Origin of the sequence: Pseudomonas sp. Ost2 (assembly GCF_018326065.1) — a bacterium.
Lineage (GTDB): Bacteria > Pseudomonadota > Gammaproteobacteria > Pseudomonadales > Pseudomonadaceae > Aquipseudomonas > Aquipseudomonas gingeri.
Genome location: NZ_AP021904.1, coordinates 5,455,872 through 5,476,519, shown reverse-complemented (window position 1 = coordinate 5,476,519; position 20,648 = coordinate 5,455,872). Strand labels below are relative to the sequence as shown.

General features: G+C 64.3%; 20 protein-coding genes. 9 read left to right on the top strand and 11 right to left on the bottom strand.

Features of this window, described 5'->3' with window-relative positions; translation table 11 throughout:
- Window positions 1-192: 192 nt before the first annotated feature.
- The gene (locus KI243_RS24015) at window positions 193-1,122 is read left to right on the top strand and encodes a DMT family transporter (protein WP_017124511.1); all 930 of its coding nucleotides are present in this window, start codon (window positions 193-195) and stop codon (window positions 1,120-1,122) included.
- On the opposite strand, the gene KI243_RS24010 is transcribed toward KI243_RS24015, so the two are convergent.
- Entirely contained in the window at window positions 1,070-2,251 is a 1,182-nt protein-coding gene (locus KI243_RS24010) for an MFS transporter (protein WP_177064767.1), read from the bottom strand. The two genes, KI243_RS24015 and KI243_RS24010, sit on opposite strands and share 53 nt — an antisense overlap.
- A gap of 105 nt (window positions 2,252-2,356) precedes the next feature.
- Here KI243_RS24010 and KI243_RS24005 point away from each other — a divergent pair, with 105 nt between their 5' ends.
- Both KI243_RS24005 and KI243_RS33110 read left to right on the top strand, forming a co-directional pair.
- On the top strand, window positions 2,357-3,259 hold the full coding sequence (locus tag KI243_RS24005; protein WP_042934666.1) for a LysR family transcriptional regulator: 903 nt from the start codon (window positions 2,357-2,359) through the stop codon (window positions 3,257-3,259).
- Window positions 3,260-3,384: 125 nt separating this feature from the next.
- On the top strand, window positions 3,385-3,510 hold the full coding sequence (locus KI243_RS33110; RefSeq protein WP_017124508.1) for a PA1414 family protein: 126 nt from the start codon (window positions 3,385-3,387) through the stop codon (window positions 3,508-3,510).
- Window positions 3,511-3,599: 89 nt separating this feature from the next.
- Here KI243_RS33110 and KI243_RS24000 read toward each other — a convergent pair whose 3' ends face one another.
- The 5 genes from KI243_RS24000 to speB all read right to left on the bottom strand — a co-directional run bounded on the left by KI243_RS24000 (window position 3,600) and on the right by speB (window position 8,578).
- Window positions 3,600-3,842 (bottom strand): acyl carrier protein, encoded by a 243-nt coding sequence (locus KI243_RS24000; protein WP_017124507.1) that lies wholly within the window; start codon window positions 3,840-3,842, stop codon window positions 3,600-3,602.
- Between the two features lie 268 nt (window positions 3,843-4,110).
- A complete protein-coding gene (locus KI243_RS23995; protein WP_212809981.1) occupies window positions 4,111-5,490 on the bottom strand; it encodes a sodium:solute symporter in 1,380 nt (459 codons plus the stop codon).
- 151 nt (window positions 5,491-5,641) lie between these two features.
- Window positions 5,642-7,153: a cytosine permease gene (locus tag KI243_RS23990; RefSeq protein ID WP_212809980.1), complete on the bottom strand. Its 1,512-nt coding sequence runs from the start codon at window positions 7,151-7,153 to the stop codon at window positions 5,642-5,644.
- Between the two features lie 54 nt (window positions 7,154-7,207).
- Entirely contained in the window at window positions 7,208-7,618 is a 411-nt protein-coding gene (locus KI243_RS23985) for a nuclear transport factor 2 family protein (RefSeq protein ID WP_017124504.1), read from the bottom strand.
- A gap of 9 nt (window positions 7,619-7,627) precedes the next feature.
- Window positions 7,628-8,578 (bottom strand): agmatinase, encoded by a 951-nt coding sequence (speB, locus tag KI243_RS23980; RefSeq protein ID WP_103032476.1) that lies wholly within the window; start codon window positions 8,576-8,578, stop codon window positions 7,628-7,630.
- A gap of 201 nt (window positions 8,579-8,779) precedes the next feature.
- Between speB and KI243_RS23975 the strand changes: the two genes are divergently transcribed.
- Together KI243_RS23975 and KI243_RS23970 are read left to right on the top strand one after the other, a co-directional pair.
- A complete protein-coding gene (locus tag KI243_RS23975) occupies window positions 8,780-9,673 on the top strand; it encodes a LysR family transcriptional regulator (protein ID WP_017124503.1) in 894 nt (297 codons plus the stop codon).
- A gap of 14 nt (window positions 9,674-9,687) precedes the next feature.
- Complete coding sequence (locus KI243_RS23970) at window positions 9,688-10,287, top strand: DTW domain-containing protein (RefSeq protein WP_212809979.1); 600 nt, start codon at window positions 9,688-9,690, stop codon at window positions 10,285-10,287.
- Here the strand turns inward: KI243_RS23970 and KI243_RS23965 are convergent.
- Both KI243_RS23965 and KI243_RS23960 read right to left on the bottom strand, forming a co-directional pair.
- A complete protein-coding gene (locus tag KI243_RS23965; protein WP_212809978.1) occupies window positions 10,284-10,685 on the bottom strand; it encodes a YbaN family protein in 402 nt (133 codons plus the stop codon). The genes KI243_RS23970 and KI243_RS23965 overlap by 4 nt on opposite strands.
- A gap of 10 nt (window positions 10,686-10,695) precedes the next feature.
- On the bottom strand, window positions 10,696-11,283 hold the full coding sequence (locus KI243_RS23960; RefSeq protein ID WP_017124500.1) for a YecA family protein: 588 nt from the start codon (window positions 11,281-11,283) through the stop codon (window positions 10,696-10,698).
- A gap of 284 nt (window positions 11,284-11,567) precedes the next feature.
- Between KI243_RS23960 and recQ the strand changes: the two genes are divergently transcribed.
- The 3 genes from recQ (at window position 11,568) to KI243_RS23945 (ending at window position 16,619) form a co-directional block, all read left to right on the top strand.
- Window positions 11,568-13,697, top strand: a complete 2,130-nt coding sequence (recQ, locus tag KI243_RS23955) for a DNA helicase RecQ (protein ID WP_017124499.1) — start codon at window positions 11,568-11,570, stop codon at window positions 13,695-13,697.
- Between the two features lie 152 nt (window positions 13,698-13,849).
- Window positions 13,850-14,284, top strand: coding sequence for a MarR family transcriptional regulator (locus KI243_RS23950; protein WP_017124498.1), 435 nt, complete (start codon window positions 13,850-13,852; stop codon window positions 14,282-14,284).
- 130 nt (window positions 14,285-14,414) lie between these two features.
- A complete protein-coding gene (locus tag KI243_RS23945) occupies window positions 14,415-16,619 on the top strand; it encodes a FimV/HubP family polar landmark protein (protein ID WP_212809977.1) in 2,205 nt (734 codons plus the stop codon).
- A 66-nt stretch (window positions 16,620-16,685) separates the two neighbouring features.
- On the opposite strand, the gene KI243_RS23940 is transcribed toward KI243_RS23945, so the two are convergent.
- Window positions 16,686-18,875 (bottom strand): patatin-like phospholipase family protein, encoded by a 2,190-nt coding sequence (locus KI243_RS23940; RefSeq protein WP_177109448.1) that lies wholly within the window; start codon window positions 18,873-18,875, stop codon window positions 16,686-16,688.
- A gap of 72 nt (window positions 18,876-18,947) precedes the next feature.
- Between KI243_RS23940 and KI243_RS23935 the strand changes: the two genes are divergently transcribed.
- Complete coding sequence (locus tag KI243_RS23935; protein ID WP_017124495.1) at window positions 18,948-19,232, top strand: SelT/SelW/SelH family protein; 285 nt, start codon at window positions 18,948-18,950, stop codon at window positions 19,230-19,232.
- Between the two features lie 68 nt (window positions 19,233-19,300).
- Here the strand turns inward: KI243_RS23935 and KI243_RS23930 are convergent, their stop codons facing one another.
- Both KI243_RS23930 and KI243_RS23925 read right to left on the bottom strand, forming a co-directional pair.
- On the bottom strand, window positions 19,301-19,594 hold the full coding sequence (locus tag KI243_RS23930) for a hypothetical protein (protein ID WP_017124494.1): 294 nt from the start codon (window positions 19,592-19,594) through the stop codon (window positions 19,301-19,303).
- 146 nt (window positions 19,595-19,740) lie between these two features.
- Window positions 19,741-20,631: a DMT family transporter gene (locus KI243_RS23925; protein ID WP_017124493.1), complete on the bottom strand. Its 891-nt coding sequence runs from the start codon at window positions 20,629-20,631 to the stop codon at window positions 19,741-19,743.
- Window positions 20,632-20,648 lie beyond the last annotated feature (17 nt).

The following is a 20,648-nucleotide window of genomic DNA, read 5'->3' as shown; positions in this document are numbered from 1 at the left end:
CCGTTTCCCGGTACTTGACGACGCTCTCGGCTATCCTCGAGTCTTTTTCCACGGTTTTTTTCTGACCAATGGGTAAAAACTGCCTGTAGGATTCGCTCACCTGATTATCAACCCTTGCACACGTATGCCAGGGGGCCTTGTCTTCTCTTTTGCGGAAACTGCCATGTCTTTGTTCTCTTGCCCGGGGTGCCCATGAGCACCTCGCGGCGTAACGCCGATCGTTTTGCCATCCAGGTGATGCTCGGGCTGTGCCTGATCTGGGGCATCCAGCAAGTGGTGATCAAGTGGGCCGCGGCGGATATCGCCCCGGTCATGCAGGCGGCCGGGCGCTCCGGGATCTCGGCGCTGCTGGTGGGCCTGCTGATGTGCTGGAAGGGCGGCTGGAGCCATATCGGTGCGACGTGGCGCGGCGGCCTGCTGGCGGGAGCGCTGTTCGGCCTGGAGTTCCTGTTTATCTCCGAAGGCCTGCAACGGACCTCGGCCGCACATATGTCGGTGTTTCTCTACACCGCGCCGATCTTTACCGCCCTGGGGGTGAACTGGCTGTTGCCCAGCGAACGCCTGAAGCCCTTGCAATGGCTGGGGATCGGCCTGGCCTTTGTCGGTATCGTCTTCGCGTTTGCCGGCGGGGTATCGTTCTCCGACATGGACAGCAACATGCTCCTGGGCGATGCCCTGGGGGTGCTGGCCGGTGCCGCCTGGGGCGCGACCACCGTGGTGGTGCGCGCGTCACGGTTGTCGGAAGCACCGGTGACACTGACGCTGTTCTACCAGTTGATCGTCGGTTTCGTCGGGCTGCTGGCGATTGCCGCTGTCTCCGGCCAGATCGGTCATGTCAGCCTCACCGCCGTTGCCGTCGGCAGCGTGCTGTTCCAGGGCCTGGTGGTGTCGTTCTTCAGCTACCTGGTGTGGTTCTGGCTGCTGCAACGCTACCTGGCGTCGAACCTGGCGGTATTTTCCTTCATGACACCGATGTTCGGCGTGACCTTCGGGGTCGTCCTGCTCGGCGACCCCTTGAGCTTCAACTTTGTCATCGGCGCGGTGCTGGTGCTGCTGGGAATCACCCTGGTCAGTGCCGAGCAGTGGATACGCCGTCGTTTGCGTAAGGCACTGGGACAGTAACCGGCCGCAGCGAAACCAGTCCGGCGATCACCAGGCCGCTGCCAGCGACCATCAGCGCCGGCTGCAGGCCACCGCTCCAATGGCTGCTCAGGGCGGCCAGCAGTGGGCCACTGAGCTGGCCGACGGAGAAGCAGACGGTCAGCAGGCCGGCATTGCGCTGGGTTGTGTGCGGTGCCAGTTCCCGCGAGCGCTGCATCACCAGTTGCATGCAGGCGAGGAACGGCGCACCGCAGAGAATCACCCCCAGCACCAGGCCCAGTCCGCTGGACAACAGGCAGGCGAAGACACCGGCGGCTTGCAGCCACAGCGTCGCCATCAGCCAGTGACGGGTGACCCGGGGATTGTGCCGGCGCAGACTCACCAGCAGGACCCCCAGGGCGGCGGCAAGGCCGAAGCAGGGCCAGAACAGGTCGGCCTGCCATTCGCCGTGGAAACGGGCGCTGGCCATCTGCGAAAGAAAGGTCGCCGGGATGATGTAGCCCAGCCCGTACAGGAAGTAGACCAGGCACAGATGACCGATGCTGCCGCCCGCCGAGGCATTGGCGATATGCACCGCCGTGGCGGGCGTTGCCGTCGAGTGCGGGAGGAATGGCAGGATCATCAGCAGCAGCAACAGGCCGGCGACGGCATACACCAGCCACAAGGTGGATGAAGTCTGCCCCAGCAGATTGGAGCCCATGGCCAGCAGGCCGGTGAGCACGATGCCCAGGCCGGGCCCGGCGAACACCAGCGCCCCCAGGCGATGCCGGCCGCTGCTGGCCGCCAGCGGTTGGCTCAGGCTGGTAATCATCACCACCACCCAGGCACTGGCGATCCCGGCGCCGAAGCGCAATGCCAGGTGCGACCAGAAACCATGGGCCCAGAACGACGCCAGGGTCAGCAGCACGCACAGCCACAGGCCACCGAGCAGGCGCTGGCGGATCTGCTCCGGCCGCCGGGCAAACATCGCATCCGCGGCACCCAGCAGATAGCCCAGGTAGTTCGCGGCGGCGATCAGGCCACCGGCGGTCAGATCGATCTGGCCTTCGCTGATCAGGTGCGGCAACTGCGGCGTCAGGGAAAAACGGCCGATGCCCATGACCATCATCAGGGCGACGAAACAGGCGACTAAACGAATCAGCGGCGACATGGCGGCAATTCCTGGAGAAGGGACGATTGACCGTCAGGCTAGGACTGATTGACTTTCTTTAAAAATGAATAATATTAAGTAACTTGTTCGTTTTTGGAGAAGATCATGGAGTTCAGTCAACTGCGGATCTTTCAGGCCGTGGCCGAGGAGGGTTCCATCACCCGGGCGGCCGAGCGTTTGCATCGGGTGCCGTCGAACCTGTCGACCCGGCTCAAGCAGCTCGAAGAGCAACTCGGGGTCGAGTTGTTCCTGCGCGAACGCCAGCGTTTGCAGTTGTCTCCGGCGGGCAAGGTCCTGCTGGACTACTGCGCCAAGCTGTTCCTGCTGCATGACGAAGCCCAGGCGGCGGTGCAGGGCGGCCAGCCGGGCGGGGACTTTGTGCTGGGGACCATGTACAGCACCGCGGCGATCCATCTGCCGCCGCTGCTGTCGCGTTATCACCGCGCCTATCCCGCGGTGAACCTGCAGGTGCAGTCGAGCATCAGTTCCGAGCTGTTCGAGGGCGTGCTCAGCGGTCGCCTGGATGCCGCGCTGGTCGACGGCCCGCTGCAACTGGCCGGGCTGGAGGGCATCGCATTGTTCCAGGAGTCGCTGGTGATGATTGCCGCCGCCGACCATCCGCCGATACGCACGGCACGGGATATCGAGGGGCGGGCGGTATTCACCTTCCGTCCCGGCTGTTCCTACCGTGTTCGCCTTGAGGCGTGGTATGCGCATTATCAGGCGGCGATGGGGCGGGCCATCGAAATCGAGTCCTACCCGGGCATGCTGGCCTGCGTGACCGCCGGTTCCGGCGTGGCGATGATGTCCCGCTCGATGCTGGCCAGCCTGCCGGGGCGCGAGAATGTCTCGGTGCACCCGATGGCCGCACCGTTCGACACCGCCACCACCTGGCTGATGTGGCGCAAAGGCATGAAGGGCGCGAACCTGACGGCCTGGATCGAGATGGAAGAGGAACGCAAGGCGCAGCTGAGTGCCGGGATCGTGACTGTCCGTGCGTCGGCCTGAAGCTTTTTGCCATGATTTGGCGCAATCAACCCCGTGGAAAGGAAGCATTGCGTAGGACTTAGAGCTATGATCTGTGTGAAGCGGCTACAGAACTATGTCGCTCGCATTACCCTGAAGGGGGCTATATGAAAGACAAACTGCAAACCTGGCTCCATGACCTCGGTGTCGCCCTCGGCCTGATCGAGCCACCGCTGCAACCCGTGCCGATTCGCACGGACGACGAGCGCCGCCGTCGGCAGCCGCGCCGGTAACGCTTTCATACCGACTCAAGCCCTCCAGCCGTGGTGGTTTCCTTGAGCGCGCGCGTCACCCTGCCGGGCAATGACCCTGCAATCGCGGTTCAGTGCGAGGGCTGGGTCTTTTCGTAGATGAACCGGCTGAGGTCGCCGATGGTGCTGATGCCCCTCAAGTCACGGTTGAGGTCCAGCCGCACATTGAACTGACATTCAAGGTGCTGGAACAGCGCGGCGATATCGAGGGAGTAACTGTCATCCGCCGCCAGGGAGGGATCCCGGGGCCATTTCAACGACAATTGCTGTTCTATGGAATGGCAGATCTGTTGATGAATCTCGAGCCTGTTCATGAATGCCTCGCAGGAAAGTACTTTCTTCTTGTTCGACCCTTTCCCAGGGCATTGCGATGGCTGTCGGAAGGACGACACCAGCGATCCTTGTACCTTGGGACTCATCCGGAACCTGATTCCAGAATACCTTCCACAAGGCAGTCGCTGATTGCCAGTACAGCACAGGTTTGTTCAGTGTCGGTGACCATTGGTCGGCGCCGAAGCGGCGGCCATGGGAAAAAAAACGGATGCGACAACCGACGTCGCACCCGCTGAAGTAACTGCATTGTCAGATGGCGCTGGCCATTGTCGCCGGACGAGGGGACAGCAGGCTGACCACCACGAAGCTGACCAGGCCGACAGCCAGGCTGTAGTAGATCGGTGTATTCGCGTCGAGCCCGTCGATGATCATGAACACCAGCGCGGTGATGAAGCCCAGGGCCATGCTGGTGATCGCGCCGGCGGTGGTGGCGCGTTTCCAGAAAATGGCACCGATCAGCGGGATCAGCATGCCGCCGACCAGCAGGTTATAGGCCAGGGTCAGTGCACTGATCACGTCGCTGACCACCAGGGCGATACCCAGCACCACGATCCCGGTCAGGCAGGTGAACAGGCGGTTGACCGCCAGGCTCGACTGCTTGCCGCCGCGCAGTTTCGGCAACAGGTCTTCGGTCAGTACGGTGGAGGCGGCCAGCAGGCCGGCGCTGGCGGTGGACATCATGGCGGCCAGGGCCGCGGCGATCACCAGGCCACGGATCCCATCGGGCAGCGACAGCTTGACGATGGCGGCGAAGGCGTTGTTGACGTTGTCCAGGTCCGGGATCAGCACATGGGCGGCCATGCCGATCAGGGCGCAGGCCAGGCCGTAGGCGATGCAGTAGATCCCGGCGACGCTGCCGGCGTACTTCGCGACTTTCTCGTCCTTGGCGGTGAACACCCGTTGCCAGATGTCCTGGCCGATCAGGATGCCGAAGAAGTAGATCAGGAAGTAGGTGATGATGGTGTCCCAGCCGATGGTGGTGAAGCTGAAGCTCGCCGCCGGCAGCTTGCTCACCAGTTCGTCCCAGCCGCCGACGCGGTACAGGCAGATCGGCAGCAGGATGAACATCAGGCCAACGGTCTTGATGATGAACTGGACGATATCGGTCAGGGTCAGCGACCACATGCCGCCGATGGTCGAGTAGACCACCACGACACCGCCGCCGAGCAGCACCGAGAGCCAGAACGGCAGGCCAAACAGCACTTGCAGCACGGTGCCGATGGCGAGGATCGAGGTCACGCCGATCATCAGCGCGTAGGCCAGCATGATCACCGCGCTGGCCTGGCGGGCCATGGGGTTGTAGCGCTTTTCCAGCACCTGGGTGACGGTGAAGATCTTCAGCTTGAGCAGCGGCTTGGCGAGGAACAGGTTCAGCGCGATGATGCCGAAGCCCAGGGCCGCGCAGAGCCAGAAACCGGAAATTCCGTGGACATAGCCCAGGCGCACGGTGCCGACGGTGGAGGCACCGCCCAGCACGGTCGCGGCCATGGTGCCCATGTACAGGGTCGGGCCCAGGTTGCGCCCGGCAACCAGGTAGTCTTCGTGGGTCTTGGCCTTGCGCATGCCGTAGTAACCGAGCACGAGCATGCCAGCGGCATAAATGAGTACAACCAGTAAATCCAGGGCCATGACGGCGTGTCTCCGATTATCTTTTTTATGATGGAACAATAAGTAGTGTGAGTGCGTTGGTTGTCGTGGGAGCTGGCTGGCCGGCGATGGCGGCCAGACAGACGGTGCAAGGCTCGGGGTCCTCATCGCCGGCCAGCCGGCTCCCACAAGTTCAGGCCGGCTGGCGCAAGGCCGGTTTCTCCCCTGTGTTCAGGCCTTGGCTGCGGGCATCATCCGGTCCGTAGACCTCCGGCGTTTCCGGGAACAGGCTCAGCAGCGCCAGGTACATCAGCGAGGCCAGCCCGAGGGTGATCGGCAGGCTGATGTCGATGCCATCGGCCAGGTTGCCCAGCGGACCGACGAACTGTCCCGGCAGGTTGACGAAGCACAGGCCGACCAGCGCGCTGGGGATCCAGGCGCCAAGGCCGCGCCAGTTCCAGCCGTGGCTGAACCAGTAGCGCCCGCCGGTTTCGCCGTGGGTGAAGACCTGCAGGTCGTCCGGGCAGTAGTAGCCGCGACGCACCAGCAGGCCGATCAGCATGATCACCATCCAGGGAGTGGTGCAGGTGATGATCAGCACGGCGAAGGTCGACACGCTCTGCACCAGGTTGGCCGCGAAGCGCCCGATGAAGATGAAGGCGATCGACAGTACGCCGATCAGCAGGGTCGCCTTGACCCGCGACAGCAGTCGCGGAAACACGCTGGACATGTCCAGCCCGGTGCCATACAGCGAGGTGGTGCCGGTGGACATGCCGCCGATCACCGCGATCAGGCACACCGGCAGGAAGAACCAGCTCGGCGAGACGGCCAGCAGGCCGCCGACATAGTTGTTCGCGGCGATGTAGTCGGGAGCCTTGATCGCCACGATGGTCGCGGTGGCAAGACCGAACAGGAACGGGATCAGGGTGGCGACCTGTGCGGCGATCACCGCCAGCATGATGCGACCTTTCGGCGTTTCCCGCGGGATGTAGCGCGACCAGTCACCGAGGAACGCGCCGAAGGAGATCGGGTTGCTCATGGCTACCAGCGCGGCACCGATGAAGGCTGCCCAGAAACCCGCCTGGCCGAGGGCCACGGTGCCGGCGAAGTGGCTGTCGAAGGCCGGTGCGAAGGCGAAGATGCCCAACAGGAACAACAGGCTGGCGGCCCACACGGCGATGCGGTTGACCCACAGCATGAAGCGGAAGCCGTAGATGCACACCGTCAGGACCAGGATCGCGAACAGGCCGTAGGCCAGGCCCAGGGTCAGGTCGGTTTCCGGTACATCGATCAGGCGCTTGGCGCCGCCGATCAGCGCGTCACCCGAGCTCCACACCGAGAGCGAGAAGAACGCGATGGCGGTCAGCAGGGACAGGAACGAGCCGACGATCCGTCCGTGCACACCGAAATGCGCGCCGGAGGACACGGCGTTGTTGGTGCCGTTGATCGGCCCGAACAGGCCCATGGGCGCCAGGATCAGCGCGCCGAGAATCCCCCCCAGCACAATCGCCCAGACACCGGCCTGGAAGGACAGGCCGAACAGCACCGGGAAGCTGCCGAGTACGGCGGTGGCAAAGGTATTGGCGCCACCGAAGATCAGGCGAAACAGGTCGCTGGGCCGGGCGTCGCGTTCGTGGTCCGGAATCTGCTCGACCCCGTTTGTTTCAATGCTGCTAAGACTTTTTTCATTGTTATTCTTATTCATGATCGCTCCGATCACTGCGGCGCCCCCATCTTCCGCGGGGGCTACCGACGTTGGCTAAGGGGAGGGCAGTCCTTGGGGTGGCGCAGACAAATGTTCGTGGCAGGCCAGCCATGGGCCCTGTTCCTGTTGTTTGCGAAACACAATGGTCTCGCGCTCCTGGCTGAAGAGAAGCTCCCCTTGCATGCGCAGCTCGGTGGCTACGTCATGGATGAAAATCGCCACGTCGCCCTGCAGGCTGACGAAGGCGTTGCTCGAGGTGCATGAGAGCACCTCGAAGCCATCCTCTGAACGCCAGCGGTCCCACAAGGCCTGGTAGGCATCGCGCGACAGCAGCGGCTGTTCGAGGGTGTAGAAGACAAAGCTGGCATCGGCGCTGAACGCGCCGAAGTAAGCTTCGCGATCGTTGGCGGCAAAGGCGGCCACCAGTTCGGCGGCGGCCTTGAGCACCTGGTCACGGTCGTTCATGGGGTTGCCTCAGCGGTGGGCCACGCCTGGAAGTACACAGAGCATTTCGTAGAGCAGGTTGGCGCCCAGCAGCGAGGTGTTGCCGGTGGTGTCGTAGGGCGGCGAGACTTCCACCAGGTCGCAGCCGACCAGGTCGAGGCCCTGGCAGCCACGGACGATCTCGATCGCCTGGATGGTGGTCAGGCCGCCGATTTCCGGGGTGCCGGTGCCGGGCGCCCAGGCCGGGTCGATGCCGTCGATATCGAAGCTCAGGTAGACCGGACCGTTGCCGACCTTTTCCCGGACTTCGGCCATCAGCGGCGCGAGGGACTGGTGCCAGCACTCTTCGGCCTGGACCACGCGGAAGCCCTGCTTGCGGCTCCAGTTGAAGTCTTCGGCGGTGTAGCCCTGGGCGCGCAGACCGATCTGTACCACCCGGTCGCAGTCCAGCAGGCCTTCTTCCACGGCGCGGCGGAAGGTGGTGCCGTGGGCGATCTTCTCGCCGAACATGTGATCGTTGACATCGGCGTGGGCGTCGATGTGCACCAGGCCGACCTTGCCGTGTTTCTTGTGGATCGCCCGCAGGATCGGCAGGGTGATGGTGTGGTCGCCACCCAGGGTCAGCGGGATCACATCGTGTTCGAGAATGCCGTCGTAGGCTTCTTCGATGATGCGCACGGCGTCGAGCAGGTTGAAGGTGTTGATCGCCACGTCACCGATATCGGCGACCGACAGCGAGTCGAACGGCGCGGCGCCGGTGGCCATGTTGTACGGGCGGATCATCACCGATTCGGCGCGGATTTCCCGCGGGCCGAAACGGGTCCCGGCGCGCAGCGAGGTGCCGATGTCCAGCGGGATGCCGATAAAGGCGGCGTCGAGGCCGGCGGCCGATTGCAGGTGGGGGAGGCGCATCATGGTGGCGATGCCGCCGAAACGCGGCATTTCGTTACCGCCCAGTGGTTGGTGAAGAATCTTGTCCACGGGTAAGCCTCATCATTTGTTTTGGTTATCTGGTGGCGATTCTGCGAAAGGTGGCGGGCGGGAAGAATCGCTGTCGGCAAATACTTAGTTCAGATTTTTCTAAACTAATGCCCGGGGCGAGGTTAGACTCTTGAGCGTTCCCATGCTCCACGTGGGAACGCATCTGCGGACGCTCCGCGTCCAGTCTCTTCGGAGTGCTCCATGGCCAACGCTTTACCCGACCTGAAACTATTGCGCATCTTCGTCAGCGTGGTGCGCCACCAGGGATTTGCCAACGCCCAGCAGGAACTCAACCTGTCGACCTCGGCCATCAGTACCTACATGAGCCAGCTCGAGGCCGCGCTGGGACTGGTGCTGTGCCATCGTGGCCGGGGTGGTTTCAGCCTGACCAGCAAGGGTGAGCTGTTCCATCAGGAAACCCTGCGGCTGCTCGGCGAACTCGAAGGGTTCGAACAGTACGCCGCCGCCCTCAAGGGCGAGTTGCGCGGGACCCTCAACCTCGGGGTGATCGACTCCACCGTCAGCGAGCCGGCCTTGCCCCTGGCCGAAGCCATTGGCGCCTACAGCCAGGAACACCCGGCGGTGCACCTGCACCTGTCGGTGATGAGCCCCTACGAACTGCAACTGGGGGTGCAGGACAACCGCCTGGACCTGGCCATCGGCGCGTTTTCCACGCGCATGAGCGGGCTGGTCTACCAGCCGCTGTACCGCGAGCAGCACTGGCTGTATTGCAGCAACCGCCATCCGCTGTACAACGAGCGCAGGATTCCCGAGCAGGTCATTACCCAGCAGCGCATGGTCGGCCGCGGCTACTGGAGCCAGGCCGAACTGGCCCGTCATGGTTTCAAGCACAGCGCGGCCACCGTCGAGAGCATGGAGGCGCAACTGATCCTGGTGCTGTCCGGCGCCTACATCGGCTACCTGCCCGAGCATTATGCCCAGCCCTGGGCGGACAAGGGCGACCTGCGGGTGCTGCTGCCGGCGACCTTCGGTTACCAGGCGCCGTTCTCGATGATCCTGCGCCGGGGCCGCAGCCGCGAGCCGTTGATCCAGACTTTCCGCGATCTGCTCAAAGCGCAGCTCAACCAGCCCTGATCGGAGTCTTGTTCATGTCCAGAGCTCGCTGCGAGCGTTGCCTGCGTCCCGAAGCCCATTGCCTGTGCGCACTGATCCCGCAGCTCGACAGCCGCACCCGGGTGCTGGTGCTGCAACATCCGAGTGAGGTCGGCCATGCCTTGAATACGGCGCGGTTGGCGACCCTGGGGCTGAGCAATGCCGAGTTGCGGGTCGGCGAGGTGTTCGAGGACCTGCCGGCGTTGCTGAACCCGCCCGGTTATCAGGCGTGCCTGCTGTTCCCGGCGGACGATGCACGGTTGCTGCAAGCCTACCCGTCGACTGGCGAGGGCCAGCCGCTGCTGCTGGTGGTGCCCGACGGAACCTGGCGCAAGGCGCGCAAGCTGCTGTACCTCAACCCGTTGCTGGCGGCCTTGCCGAGAGTGACCCTGGGGCAGGGCGCGGTGTCCCGCTATCGCTTGCGCAAGGCCCCGGAGCCGGGGGCGTTGGCGACGGTGGAAGCGATTGTCCAGGCGCTGGAAACCCTGGAGCGGCCGACTTCATTCGGCGCCTTGCTGAAGCCGTTCGAGGCGTTGATCGAGGGACAGATCCAGGCCATGGGCCGCGACACATACCAGCGCAACCACGGCGCCTAGCGTCGCGGCTCCAGGGGCTTCTGGCGCAGGATGTAGATCGTCACCAGGACCGCGCTGGTCAGCATGAAGCCGCGGGCCCAGGGCAGCGGCACCAGGTAGCAGGAAAAACCGATGCTCAGCCACATCAGGCCGATGGCGTAGACCTTGCCCTTGAGCGGGATGCCGTTGCCATCCAGATAGTCGCGGATCCATGGACCCAGGCGCGGGTGCTCCACCAGCCAACGGTAGAAGCGGGGTGAACTGCGGGCGAAACAGGCGGCCGCCAGGAGCAGGAAGGGCGTCGTCGGCAAGACCGGCAGGAAAATCCCGATCACCCCCAGCGCCACGCTCAGCCAGCCGATGGCCAGCAGCGCGTAGCGCACAAGCGGCGGGCGATTGCCCCTGGGGCTTGCCGCCACGGGTTGCGACTCAGTGGTGACGAGGCTTGAGGATCGCCGGCTTCTCGTCGGGAGCGTTGCACAGCAGGTACAACGCGGTCAGGGCTTCCGGGATCTGGACGATCATGTCGTCCATCAGGTTGGCGTCGGCGGCGATGTCGGAGAACTCCGGTTGCTCATCGAACAGGCCCGAACCGACCATGATCGGCAGGAGCATTTCGCTGACTTCTTCCTCGGCGGTTTCGAACCAGGCGGCTTCGCGCAGGAACACCCCTTCCATGAAGCCGATGCACCAGCCGCGCAGGTCGGAGTCGTCCGGGTCGTCGCCCAGGTCGAGGTCGCACGGCAGCTCGAACTCTTCATCGGAGGCCAGCTGGCGGGCAATGTGGGCCTTGAGCTGAAGCAGCGTGGCTTCGATTTCTTCACGCTGGGCGGCATCGCTGTAGTGTGGCTCCTCGGCGAACAGGGCATCGATCCATTCGCGATCGGGCACCACTTCCGAGCAGATCGACAGCGCGGTCAGGTAGCCATGGGCGGCCACATAGTCCAGCGCTTCTTCGTGCAGCTCGTCGGCGTCGAGGAAGGCTTGCAGGCGGGTGAGTTGCTCAGCGAAGGACATGGGGGGCTACCTTGGGAATAAACGATGCTGAATTCTAGGCGTTCTTGAGCGTGCAGGCCAGCAAGCACGTAGATTTGCGCGGTTTTAGCGGTGAATAAGTCCTCGGGTCGACCGACCGGCATTGCCCTTTGCCGTCGAGTGCTCGGGTATACTGCCGCGTTTTGTGATGCCCTGCCGAGGGTGGCGATGGCTGGAGAAATCCCCGCTTACGGTTTTTTCCGTGATAACGGCGGTTTTTCGACCAGCCTTCAGGCAGGGGCGTTTCGGTGATTTTTGGAGTGGTTATGCTCGAACAGGCTCAACGCGTCCTCAAGGACATCTTCGGTTACGACAGCTTTCGTGGTCGCCAGGGTGCCATTATTGAGCGCGTGGCCAATGGTGGCGACGCCCTGGTCCTGATGCCCACCGGCGGCGGCAAGTCGCTGTGTTTCCAGGTTCCGGCCTTGTTGCGCGACGGGCTCGCGGTGGTGGTCTCGCCGCTGATCGCGCTGATGGACGACCAGGTCGCGACCCTGGAAGAGCTGGGCGTGGCCGCCGCGTCGCTGAATTCGACCCTGAGTGCCGAGCAGCAACGCGACCTGGCCGCGCGGATCCGCCGGGGCGAGGTGAAGATGCTGTACCTCGCTCCCGAGCGCCTGGTGCAGCCGCGCATGCTGGCGTTCCTGCAGAACCTCGATATCGCCCTGTTCGCCATCGACGAAGCCCACTGCGTTTCGCAATGGGGCCACGACTTCCGGCCGGAATACCTGCAACTCGGGCAACTGGCCGAGATGTTCCCCAATGTGCCGCGTATCGCCCTGACCGCCACCGCCGACAAGCGTACCCGCGAGGAGATCGTCAATCGCCTGCACCTGCAGGATGCCGAGCGTTTTCTCTCCAGCTTCGATCGGCCGAACATCTTCTACCGGATCGTGCCCAAGGAGCAGCCGCGCAAGCAGTTGCTGGCGTTCCTCTCGCAACGTCGCAGCGACGCCGGGATCGTCTACTGCCTGTCGCGCAAGAAGGTCGATGAAGTGGCCGCGCTCCTTTGCGAGCAGGGCTTTCCGGCCTTGCCGTATCACGCCGGCCTGCCCAACGAAACCCGGGCGGCCAACCAGAAGCGCTTCCTCAACGAGGAAGGCCTGATCATGGTCGCGACCATCGCCTTCGGCATGGGCATCGACAAGTCCAACGTGCGTTTTGTCGCGCACCTCGACCTGCCCAAGTCCCTGGAAGCCTATTACCAGGAAACCGGTCGTGCCGGCCGTGACGGCCTGCCGGCGGATGCCTGGATGGCCTACGGCCTGCAGGATGTGGTGATGCTCAAGCAGATGCTGCAGAACTCCGAGGGCGACGAGCGCCACAAGCGCCTGGAACATCACAAGCTCGATGCGATGCTGGCGCTGTGCGAGGAAACCCGTTGCCGGCGCCAGACCCTGCTGGCCTATTTCGACGAAGACCTGCCGCAACCCTGCGGGCATTGCGATAACTGCGTCGACGGCGTGCAGACCTGGGACGCCACCGAGCCGGCGCGGCAGGCATTGTCGGCGATCTACCGCACGGGACAGCGTTACGGTGTCGGCCACCTGGTGGATGTGCTGCTGGGCAAGGAGAACGACAAGGTCCGCAGCTTCGGCCACCAGCACCTGGCGGTGTTCGGCGTGGGCAAGGCCCGCAGCGAGGGCGAGTGGCGCTCGCTGTTCCGGCAACTGGTGGCCCGCGGGCTGGCGGATATCGACCTGGAAGGCTACGGCGGCCTGCGCCTGACCGATACCTGCCGGCCGCTGCTGCGCGGCGAGGTCACCCTGGAGTTGCGTCGCGAGCTCAAGCCGCAGACCACCGCCAAGAGCGTCTCCGCCAGCCCGGCCAGCCAGCTGGTGCGCGGCGAAGAGCGCGAGCAGTGGGAAGCCCTGCGGGCCCTGCGGCGCAAGCTGGCGGAGGAGCATGGCGTACCGCCGTATGTCATTTTCCCCGACTCCACCTTGCTGGAGATGTTGCGCAGCCAGCCGACCTCCCTGGCGGAAATGGCCCGGGTCAGCGGCGTCGGCGCGCGCAAGCTGGAGCGTTACGGCGAAGCCTTCCTCGAAGTGCTGGGCGGCGAGGCCGAGGCGCCCAAGGTGGTCGCCGATATTCGTCACGAACTGATCAGCCTGGCCCGTGCCGGCATGACGCCGCTGCAGATTGCCGGTCAGCTGCAATGCTCGGAAAAGAATGTCTATACCCTGCTGGCCGAAGCCATCAGCCGTCAGCAGCTGTCGCTGGAGCAGGCCCTGGACCTGCCCGAGGACCTGCTCGGCGAGGTGCAGGATGCGTTCCTCGACGGCGAAGGCGAATTGCCCGCCGTGACCGAGATCGCCGCGCAGTTCGCCGGGCGTGTCCCGGAGGGTGTCCTGTACTGCGTACGGGCGGCCCTGCAATCCGAATTCGAACTATAAGGAGAGGGAAATGGAATATTCCCGACACCATCGCTGTTTTAATTGCGACAAGTCATGTTTGCACACAGTGCAGGCCTTGCCTCCAGCCGGGCTCCATGCTTAGCTGACTAATAATTAGTTTTGTCTATTTTCAGTCTAACCATGAGTCTTTTATGTCGTTAACCGATGAACACCGTTTTGGCATGCAGTTGGCGCACATGTCCCGAGGCTGGCGCGCCGAGCTGGATCGTCGCCTGGCCGGCCTGGGCCTGTCGCAGGCCCGCTGGCTGGTATTGCTGCACCTGGCGCGCTTCTCCGAGGCGCCTACCCAGCGTGAGCTGGCGCAGAGTGTCGGCGTCGAAGGGCCGACCCTGGCCCGTTTGCTCGACAGCCTGGAAACCCAGGGACTGGTGCAGCGCCAGGCGGTACTCGAAGACCGGCGGGCAAAGAAGATCGTGCTCTGCCCTTCGGCCCGTCCCTTGATCGAGCAGATCGAAACCATTGCCACCGCCTTGCGCCACGAGCTGTTCGTAGGCGTCGACGACGAAGAGTTGCGGATCTGCATGCGGGTTCACAGCCGCATCCTGGCCAATCTGGAAAAGTCCTGAGGCATTCCCGCTCTGCCGGATTTGGAGAATCTCCGGCCGGCAGACTATAAGAGTTACTGGTTCTGTGTATTGTGTCGGCATTCCGGTCCGGCTGGCGCCGGAGGTGTTATTGCCTTCTTAAGGGAAACTCATGCTCGAGAGTTTGCAGTCCGCGTCGCGGTGCTCCACTGAAAAGTCCCCGGTGACCAAGATCCGCCTGCGCTGGATGGCGGTGGCAGCGGTATCACTGCTGCATTCGGCATTGGCCTCGGCCATGGGGCTGGGGGACATCACCCTGCATTCGGCGCTCAATCAGCCGCTCAATGCGGAAATCGCCCTGGTCGATCCGGGTGACCTGGCCGAAGGCGAGCTGTCGGTCAGCCTGGCGACACCCGAAGAGTTCAGCCGCGCCGGTGTCGAGCGGGTGTTCTTCCTCAACGACCTGCGCTTCACGCCGATCCTGCGGGGCAACCGCAGTGTGATCCAGGTGCAGTCGAACAAGCCGGTCAGCGAGCCTTTCCTGAATTTCCTGGTGCAGGTCAACCGGCCCAATGGCCGTTTGCTGCGCGAATACACGGTCTTGCTCGATCCACCGGGCAGCGCTGCCAGCGCCTATGACCTGCCGGCCCGCAGTGCCGCGCTGGAGCCGCAGGCGCCGCCGGTGAGTATCGCGCCACCGCCGGCAACCCAGGGCAAGCGTTATACGGTGGTCAAGGGCGACAGTTCCTGGATCATTGCCAAGCGCCTGCGCGACGCCGGCAGCCAAGCCAGTGTCAATGAGTTGTCCCAGGGCATCCGCGCGCTCAATCCCGGCAGCGAGCGGCTGACAGTGGGCCAGAGCCTGTTGCTGCCGGATGTGGCGGTGGTGCCGGGTGCTCCTGCGCCGGCTGCTGCCCAGGCCCCGGCGGCGCCGTTGCCTGAAGCGACGCAGAATGCCGAACAACTGGCCGCGGCGACCCTGGAAAACCAGCAGTTGCAGAAAAACGCCGACGAATTGCAGGCTCGACTGAAGGCCCAGGATGAGCAGATCGCCAGCGACCAGAAGCAATTGGGCGACCTGCAAGCCCAACTGGCGGAACTCAAGGCCAAGGCCGTTGCCGCCCCCGTCGTTGCTCCCGCGCCGGTGACCCCGCCGGTGGTGCCGGCTCCGGTGGCGGCCGAAGAGTCCGGCGGATTCAACCTGCTGCTCCTGGCCGCGCTGGTCTTGCTGGTCCTGCTGCTGGTCGCGGCGCTGGTCGTGCGTCGGCGGCGGCAGTTGGCCGAAGTGGCGGGCGAGCCCGTGCCTGTCGCGCCAGTGGTCCAGGATTCGCCGATGGTCAGCCGGGTCGTGCCCGCCGCCGCGCCGGTGGCCGCCACTGCCTCGGCTGGGCGGATCGAGCCGGTGGTCGAACCGCTGGCGCCCGCTCGACGCGAGAGCAACGAAGTCCCGGATGCCCTTGAGGGCGTGAGCATCTATATCGCCTACGGCCGCTTCAGCGAGGCCGCCGGTATTCTGCGCGAAGCCATGCTCAAGGAGCCCCAGCGTACGGACCTGCGCCTGCGCCTGCTGGATGTGCTGGCCCAGCAGGGCGACAGTGCCGGCTATGCGGTCGAAGAGCAGAGCCTGCTGGCGTCCGGCTTCAGCGAGTCGACCTTGCGCGACCTGCGTTCCAAGCACCCGAAGCTGCAGGCCGCCGCGGCGCCGGTTTCCGCACCCGCGCCTGTTGTACCTCCTGCGCCCACTCCCACGCCGGTGCCTGCCAGCGCCCCGGTGGTGCCGGTCGCGGCGGCCGCCGCGGTAGCCGCGCCGGTGCTGGCCGCCGAATGGATGGAAACGGTGCCCAAGGCCGAGACCAAGCCGCTGGAGGACGAGTTCCAGCTCAATCTCGATGACTTGTCGATGGATGCCGACTGGGATCTGGTCAGCCCGTTCGACAACGCACCGCAGCAACGCAGCAAGACGGCTGCCGAATCGCCGGTAGTGTCCGCTGCCGAACCGGTATTCGCCAGCAACCTCAATGAACTCCCTGAAGTGCTCGAGATGCCTGACGAGCAGTTCCTCAGCGATTTTGCCGAGCCGGAGCCTGAGTCACCGGTCGAAACCGAACTGAGCCTGCCGCTGGTGGGCGATACGCTGGACGACGAGTTTCTCGACAGCTTCATGGACGATGAACAGCCCCTGGATATCGAACCGCTGGAAGTGGACTTCGACAGCCTGGAGCGTGAGCAGGCCACCGCGAGCAAGCTGGAGCAGGCGCAGACCTGTATCAACATCGGTGACCTGGATAACGCCAGCCAGTTGCTCCATGAACTGCTGCGCGAAGGCGACGAACCACTCAAGCAGACGGCGCGCACGCTGCTCGCCAGCATCCGCTAGGGCCACTTGCCTAGCGCTCCACCGACAACGCCGCACCTGACCCGTGCGGCGTTGTCGTCTGCGGCTTCAGAAGGTCTGCCCGAGGTTGAGATAGAGGGCCTGCTGGTTGTCGTCGTTGACCCCATAGCTGAAGTTCAACGGCCCCAGCGGTGTGTCGAAGCCGAGGAAGATGCTGGCGGCATTGATGTAGCCGCTGTCGAACTGGTTGTCGTTGTTCCAGGCGCGGCCACGCTCCAGCGAGGCGCCCATGTACAACGGGAAGTCCAGTGGCAGGTAGGAGCGTGGGGTCAGCCGCCGGTAGTACACGGCGCGCATCAGGCTGACGTTCTGTCCGGTGACCGAGTCCTGGCGGAAACCCGACAGTTGCCGGGCACCGCCGAGCAGAAAGCTCGAGGTCACGACTTCGGCCTTGTCCAGGGTGCGTCCGTAGCGGCCGCCGAGGATCCAGGTGTTCGGCCCCTGGCTGAGGGCCTTGTCCAGCTTGAACTCCCACTGCCGGTAGCGCTGGTCGGAACCGAGGCTGGGATCGAACTGGCGCAGGGTCAGGCCGATGTCCTCGCCGTTATGGGGGAAGTAGACGTTGTCGAGGGAGTCGAAGGAGTACTTCAACTGGTAGAAGCCCTCGCTGAAGCTCACCCGCGGCAGGTCGCGATCGCCGATCTTGACGTCGGCCTTGCCCCAGGCCTCGCCGATGCCGAAGCGGATCTCGCCGTTATTGGCGATCTGTCGACCCAGGTTGAGGCCGAAACCGTAGCGTTCCAGCCGGTATTCGGCGATCGGGTCGCTGTCGAGCGTGGCCTCGACGTTCTGTGACTGGGCGTTGAGGTAAGGCGCGACAAAGTACCGCGAGCCCTCGTCCAGCGGCTGGTAGAACTCGCTGTAGAGGTCTTGGGTGTCGCCGATCTGCACGCGTGTCAGCCACTCGCCACCAAGGCGGTTGATGCCATTGACCCGATAGCTGGCGCCGATGTTGAAGGCGCTGTCGCCACGCAGGTCGTCGGAGAGGTTCAGGCCCAGGCGCAGGTAATCGGTGCCGCTGCGTTTGCCCCGGGCGCTGATCACCAGGGTATTGTCCTGGCCCTTGTGTACCACCCGGTACTGCACCTGCTCGAAGTAGTCCAGGCCGTAGAGCGTGCCCATGTCCGTCTGCAGGCGACCCAGGTCCAGCGGTTCGCCGAGGTTCTGGCGGATGTAGTAGCGGATCACCGAGTCGCCGACTTTCGAGTCGTTCTCGATCTTGATGGCGGTGATGATCGGCGTGCGTTGTTCCGGTGCGCGGGCGGCATTCAGTTCGGGATCGGGTTTCTGCAGCGGGCGCAGCGAGGCCAGGCGGGCGTCGAGAATGCGCGTCGCCCGGTAACCGGCCTCGATGATATCCCGGGCCCGGCCGAAGTCGGTTCCGGAGTAACTCGCCAGGGCCGGCTGGATCAGGATGTCGTCGCGGCGCAGGGTCGCCAGCTGTTCTTCCGAGTTGCGCCGGGTCATCAGGGTGATCGACTGGTTCAGTACATCGACCACCGTCGCCAGTTGCTTGCGCGAGCGCAGCGGGGTGCCGATGTCGACCACGATGGCGATATCGACGCCCATTTCCCGCACCACATCCACGGGGATGTTGTCGGTCATGCCGCCATCCACAAGCAACCGGCCATCCAGTTCGACCGGAGCGAACACCGCCGGGATCGACATGCTGGCGCGGACCACCTTGGGCAGGTGGCCCTTGCGGAACACCACTTTTTCACCGCTGGCGATATCGGTGGCGACGGCACGAAACGGAATCGGCAGCTTGTCGAAATCGCGGGTATCGCTGGCGTGGGCCAGCATGCTTTCGAGCAGCAGGGCGAGGTTCTGCCCCTGGATCACTCCCAGCGGCAGGCCGAGGCTGCCATCGTCGCGGAAGCTGAGTTTCTGTTTCACCAGGAAGTCGCGATCATCCTGCTTGCGGCGGAAAGGCATGTCCTCGCGTGGAGGGTCGTCGGACAGGGCGCGTTTCCAGTCGATATCCAGGGCCAGTTTTTCCAGTTCATCGATCTTGTAGCCGGAAGCATACAGGCCGCCGATTACCGCCCCCATGCTGGTGCCGGCGATGGCATCGATAGCGATACCCTGTTCCTCGAGGGCCTTGAGCACGCCGATATGCGCCAGGCCACGAGCCGCGCCGCCGGAGAGCACCAGGCCGACCTTGGGCCGGGGAGGTTCGGCGGCATGCGACAGAAGGGGGAGCAGGCAGAGCAACAGGCAAGACAACAAGCGGCGCATCACGGATCTCGGGGGGAGCATGAAAGAGCGCTATTATAGCGGCGCCCGATCAGCCAGGAGCCCGAGCCAATCATGTCCGCAGGTAAACCGGAAATCGTCATCACCTACTGCACCCAGTGCCAATGGCTGCTGCGTGCCGCCTGGCTGGCCCAGGAACTGTTGAGCACCTTCGCCGACGATCTCGGCAAGGTTTCCCTGGAGCCGGGGACCGGCGGGGTGTTCCGCATCACCTGCGACGCGGTGCAGATCTGGGAGCGCAAGGCCGATGGCGGCTTTCCCGAGGCCAAGGTGCTCAAGCAGCGCGTGCGCGACCGGATCGACCCCGAGCGTGACCTGGGCCACAACGAGTCGCGCTGATCGACGGCAACGTCATTGCCGCGCAATGGCGGCAATGACGTTGTCACGCCGGTTCTCCCCCCGCCGGTTTACTGGGCACTCAGCTTGGCCTTGATGAAACCGGCGATCAGGCTCAAGACCGCACCGCCGACACCGCCGCCGGCGATACTGCTGACAATGGCGGTCAGGTCCATGTCGCCGACGCTGCCACCCAGGCTGCCGTTGGTGATGGCCGAGAGCACCTGCGTCAGCAGCACCCCGCCGATACCGCCGGCCAGTGAATTGAACCAGGGGCCCAGGCTGTACTTGTCGCTGGCGGCGCCCGCGAGATTGCCACCCACCGCGCCACTGACCAGTTGAATCAGGAGACTGATGAAATCCATGGATAAACCCTCCACAGTTTGAGTAGGAGGGCAACTGGCATCGAGCTACTACCTGGAACACTGCCGCTGGCGCCGAGCAGCCCTTGTATCCGGATAACGACGGCTGGCTGTTGCGGATGCTCGAAGTATAGGACAGTCCCCGAAAATCAATGGTTCGGGGCGATTTTCGCGGTTTTCGGGGCGGCTGCCTGGCCCAGCACGCTCGACAGCACGATGGCGACAATGATCAGCGCGCCGCCCAGCAGCATGCGCAGGCTCGGGTTTTCGCCGAACAGCAACCAGGCGGCGGTGATGCCGTAGACCGGCTCCATGGCGAAGACCACGGCGGCGGTACGGGCCTTGATCACCGCCAGGCTGGCGACGAACAGGCTGTGGGCGACGCCAGTGCAGAAGATCCCGAGCAGGCCGATCCACAGCCAGTCCAGTGCGCGCACGTCTCCCAGTCCGGGGGCGGCCCAGGGCAGCAGGCAGGCGGCGACCACCAGGTTCTGGCACAGCGCCGCCTGCACCGGCGGGATCCGCCCGGAACCGGCACGATTGGTCAGGGACAGCAGGGCGAACAGCAATCCGGACAGGACCGCCCAGAGCAGGCCGCTGGTGGCCTGGCTGGCGAGGTCGAAATCAGGCGTGACCAGTACCAGGCCGATACTGACCAGCAATACCAGGACGATTTCGTTCAGGCGGATGCGCTCGCGGAAGATCAGCCCTTCGAGGATCACGGTAAAGGCCGGGAAACTGGCAAAACCCAGGGTGGCGATGGCGACACCGGCGACTTTCACCGAAATGAAGAAACTCACCCAGTGGCCCGCCAGCAGCAGGCCGCTGAGCAGCAGGCCCTGCCAGTCGCGGGCGTGCAGGCGTTGCCAGCCGCCATTGCGGGCCAGGCCGGCGAACAGCGCGAGGGCGAGCACGGCAAAGGCGGCACGGCCAAAGACGATGATGGCGGGGGAGGCGGCGGCGAGCTTGCCGAACACGCCGGTCAGGCCGAACATCAGTGCGCCGATATGCAGGGCGCCGAGGGCGGAACGGGGAGTCATTGCAGTCCTTGGAAGCG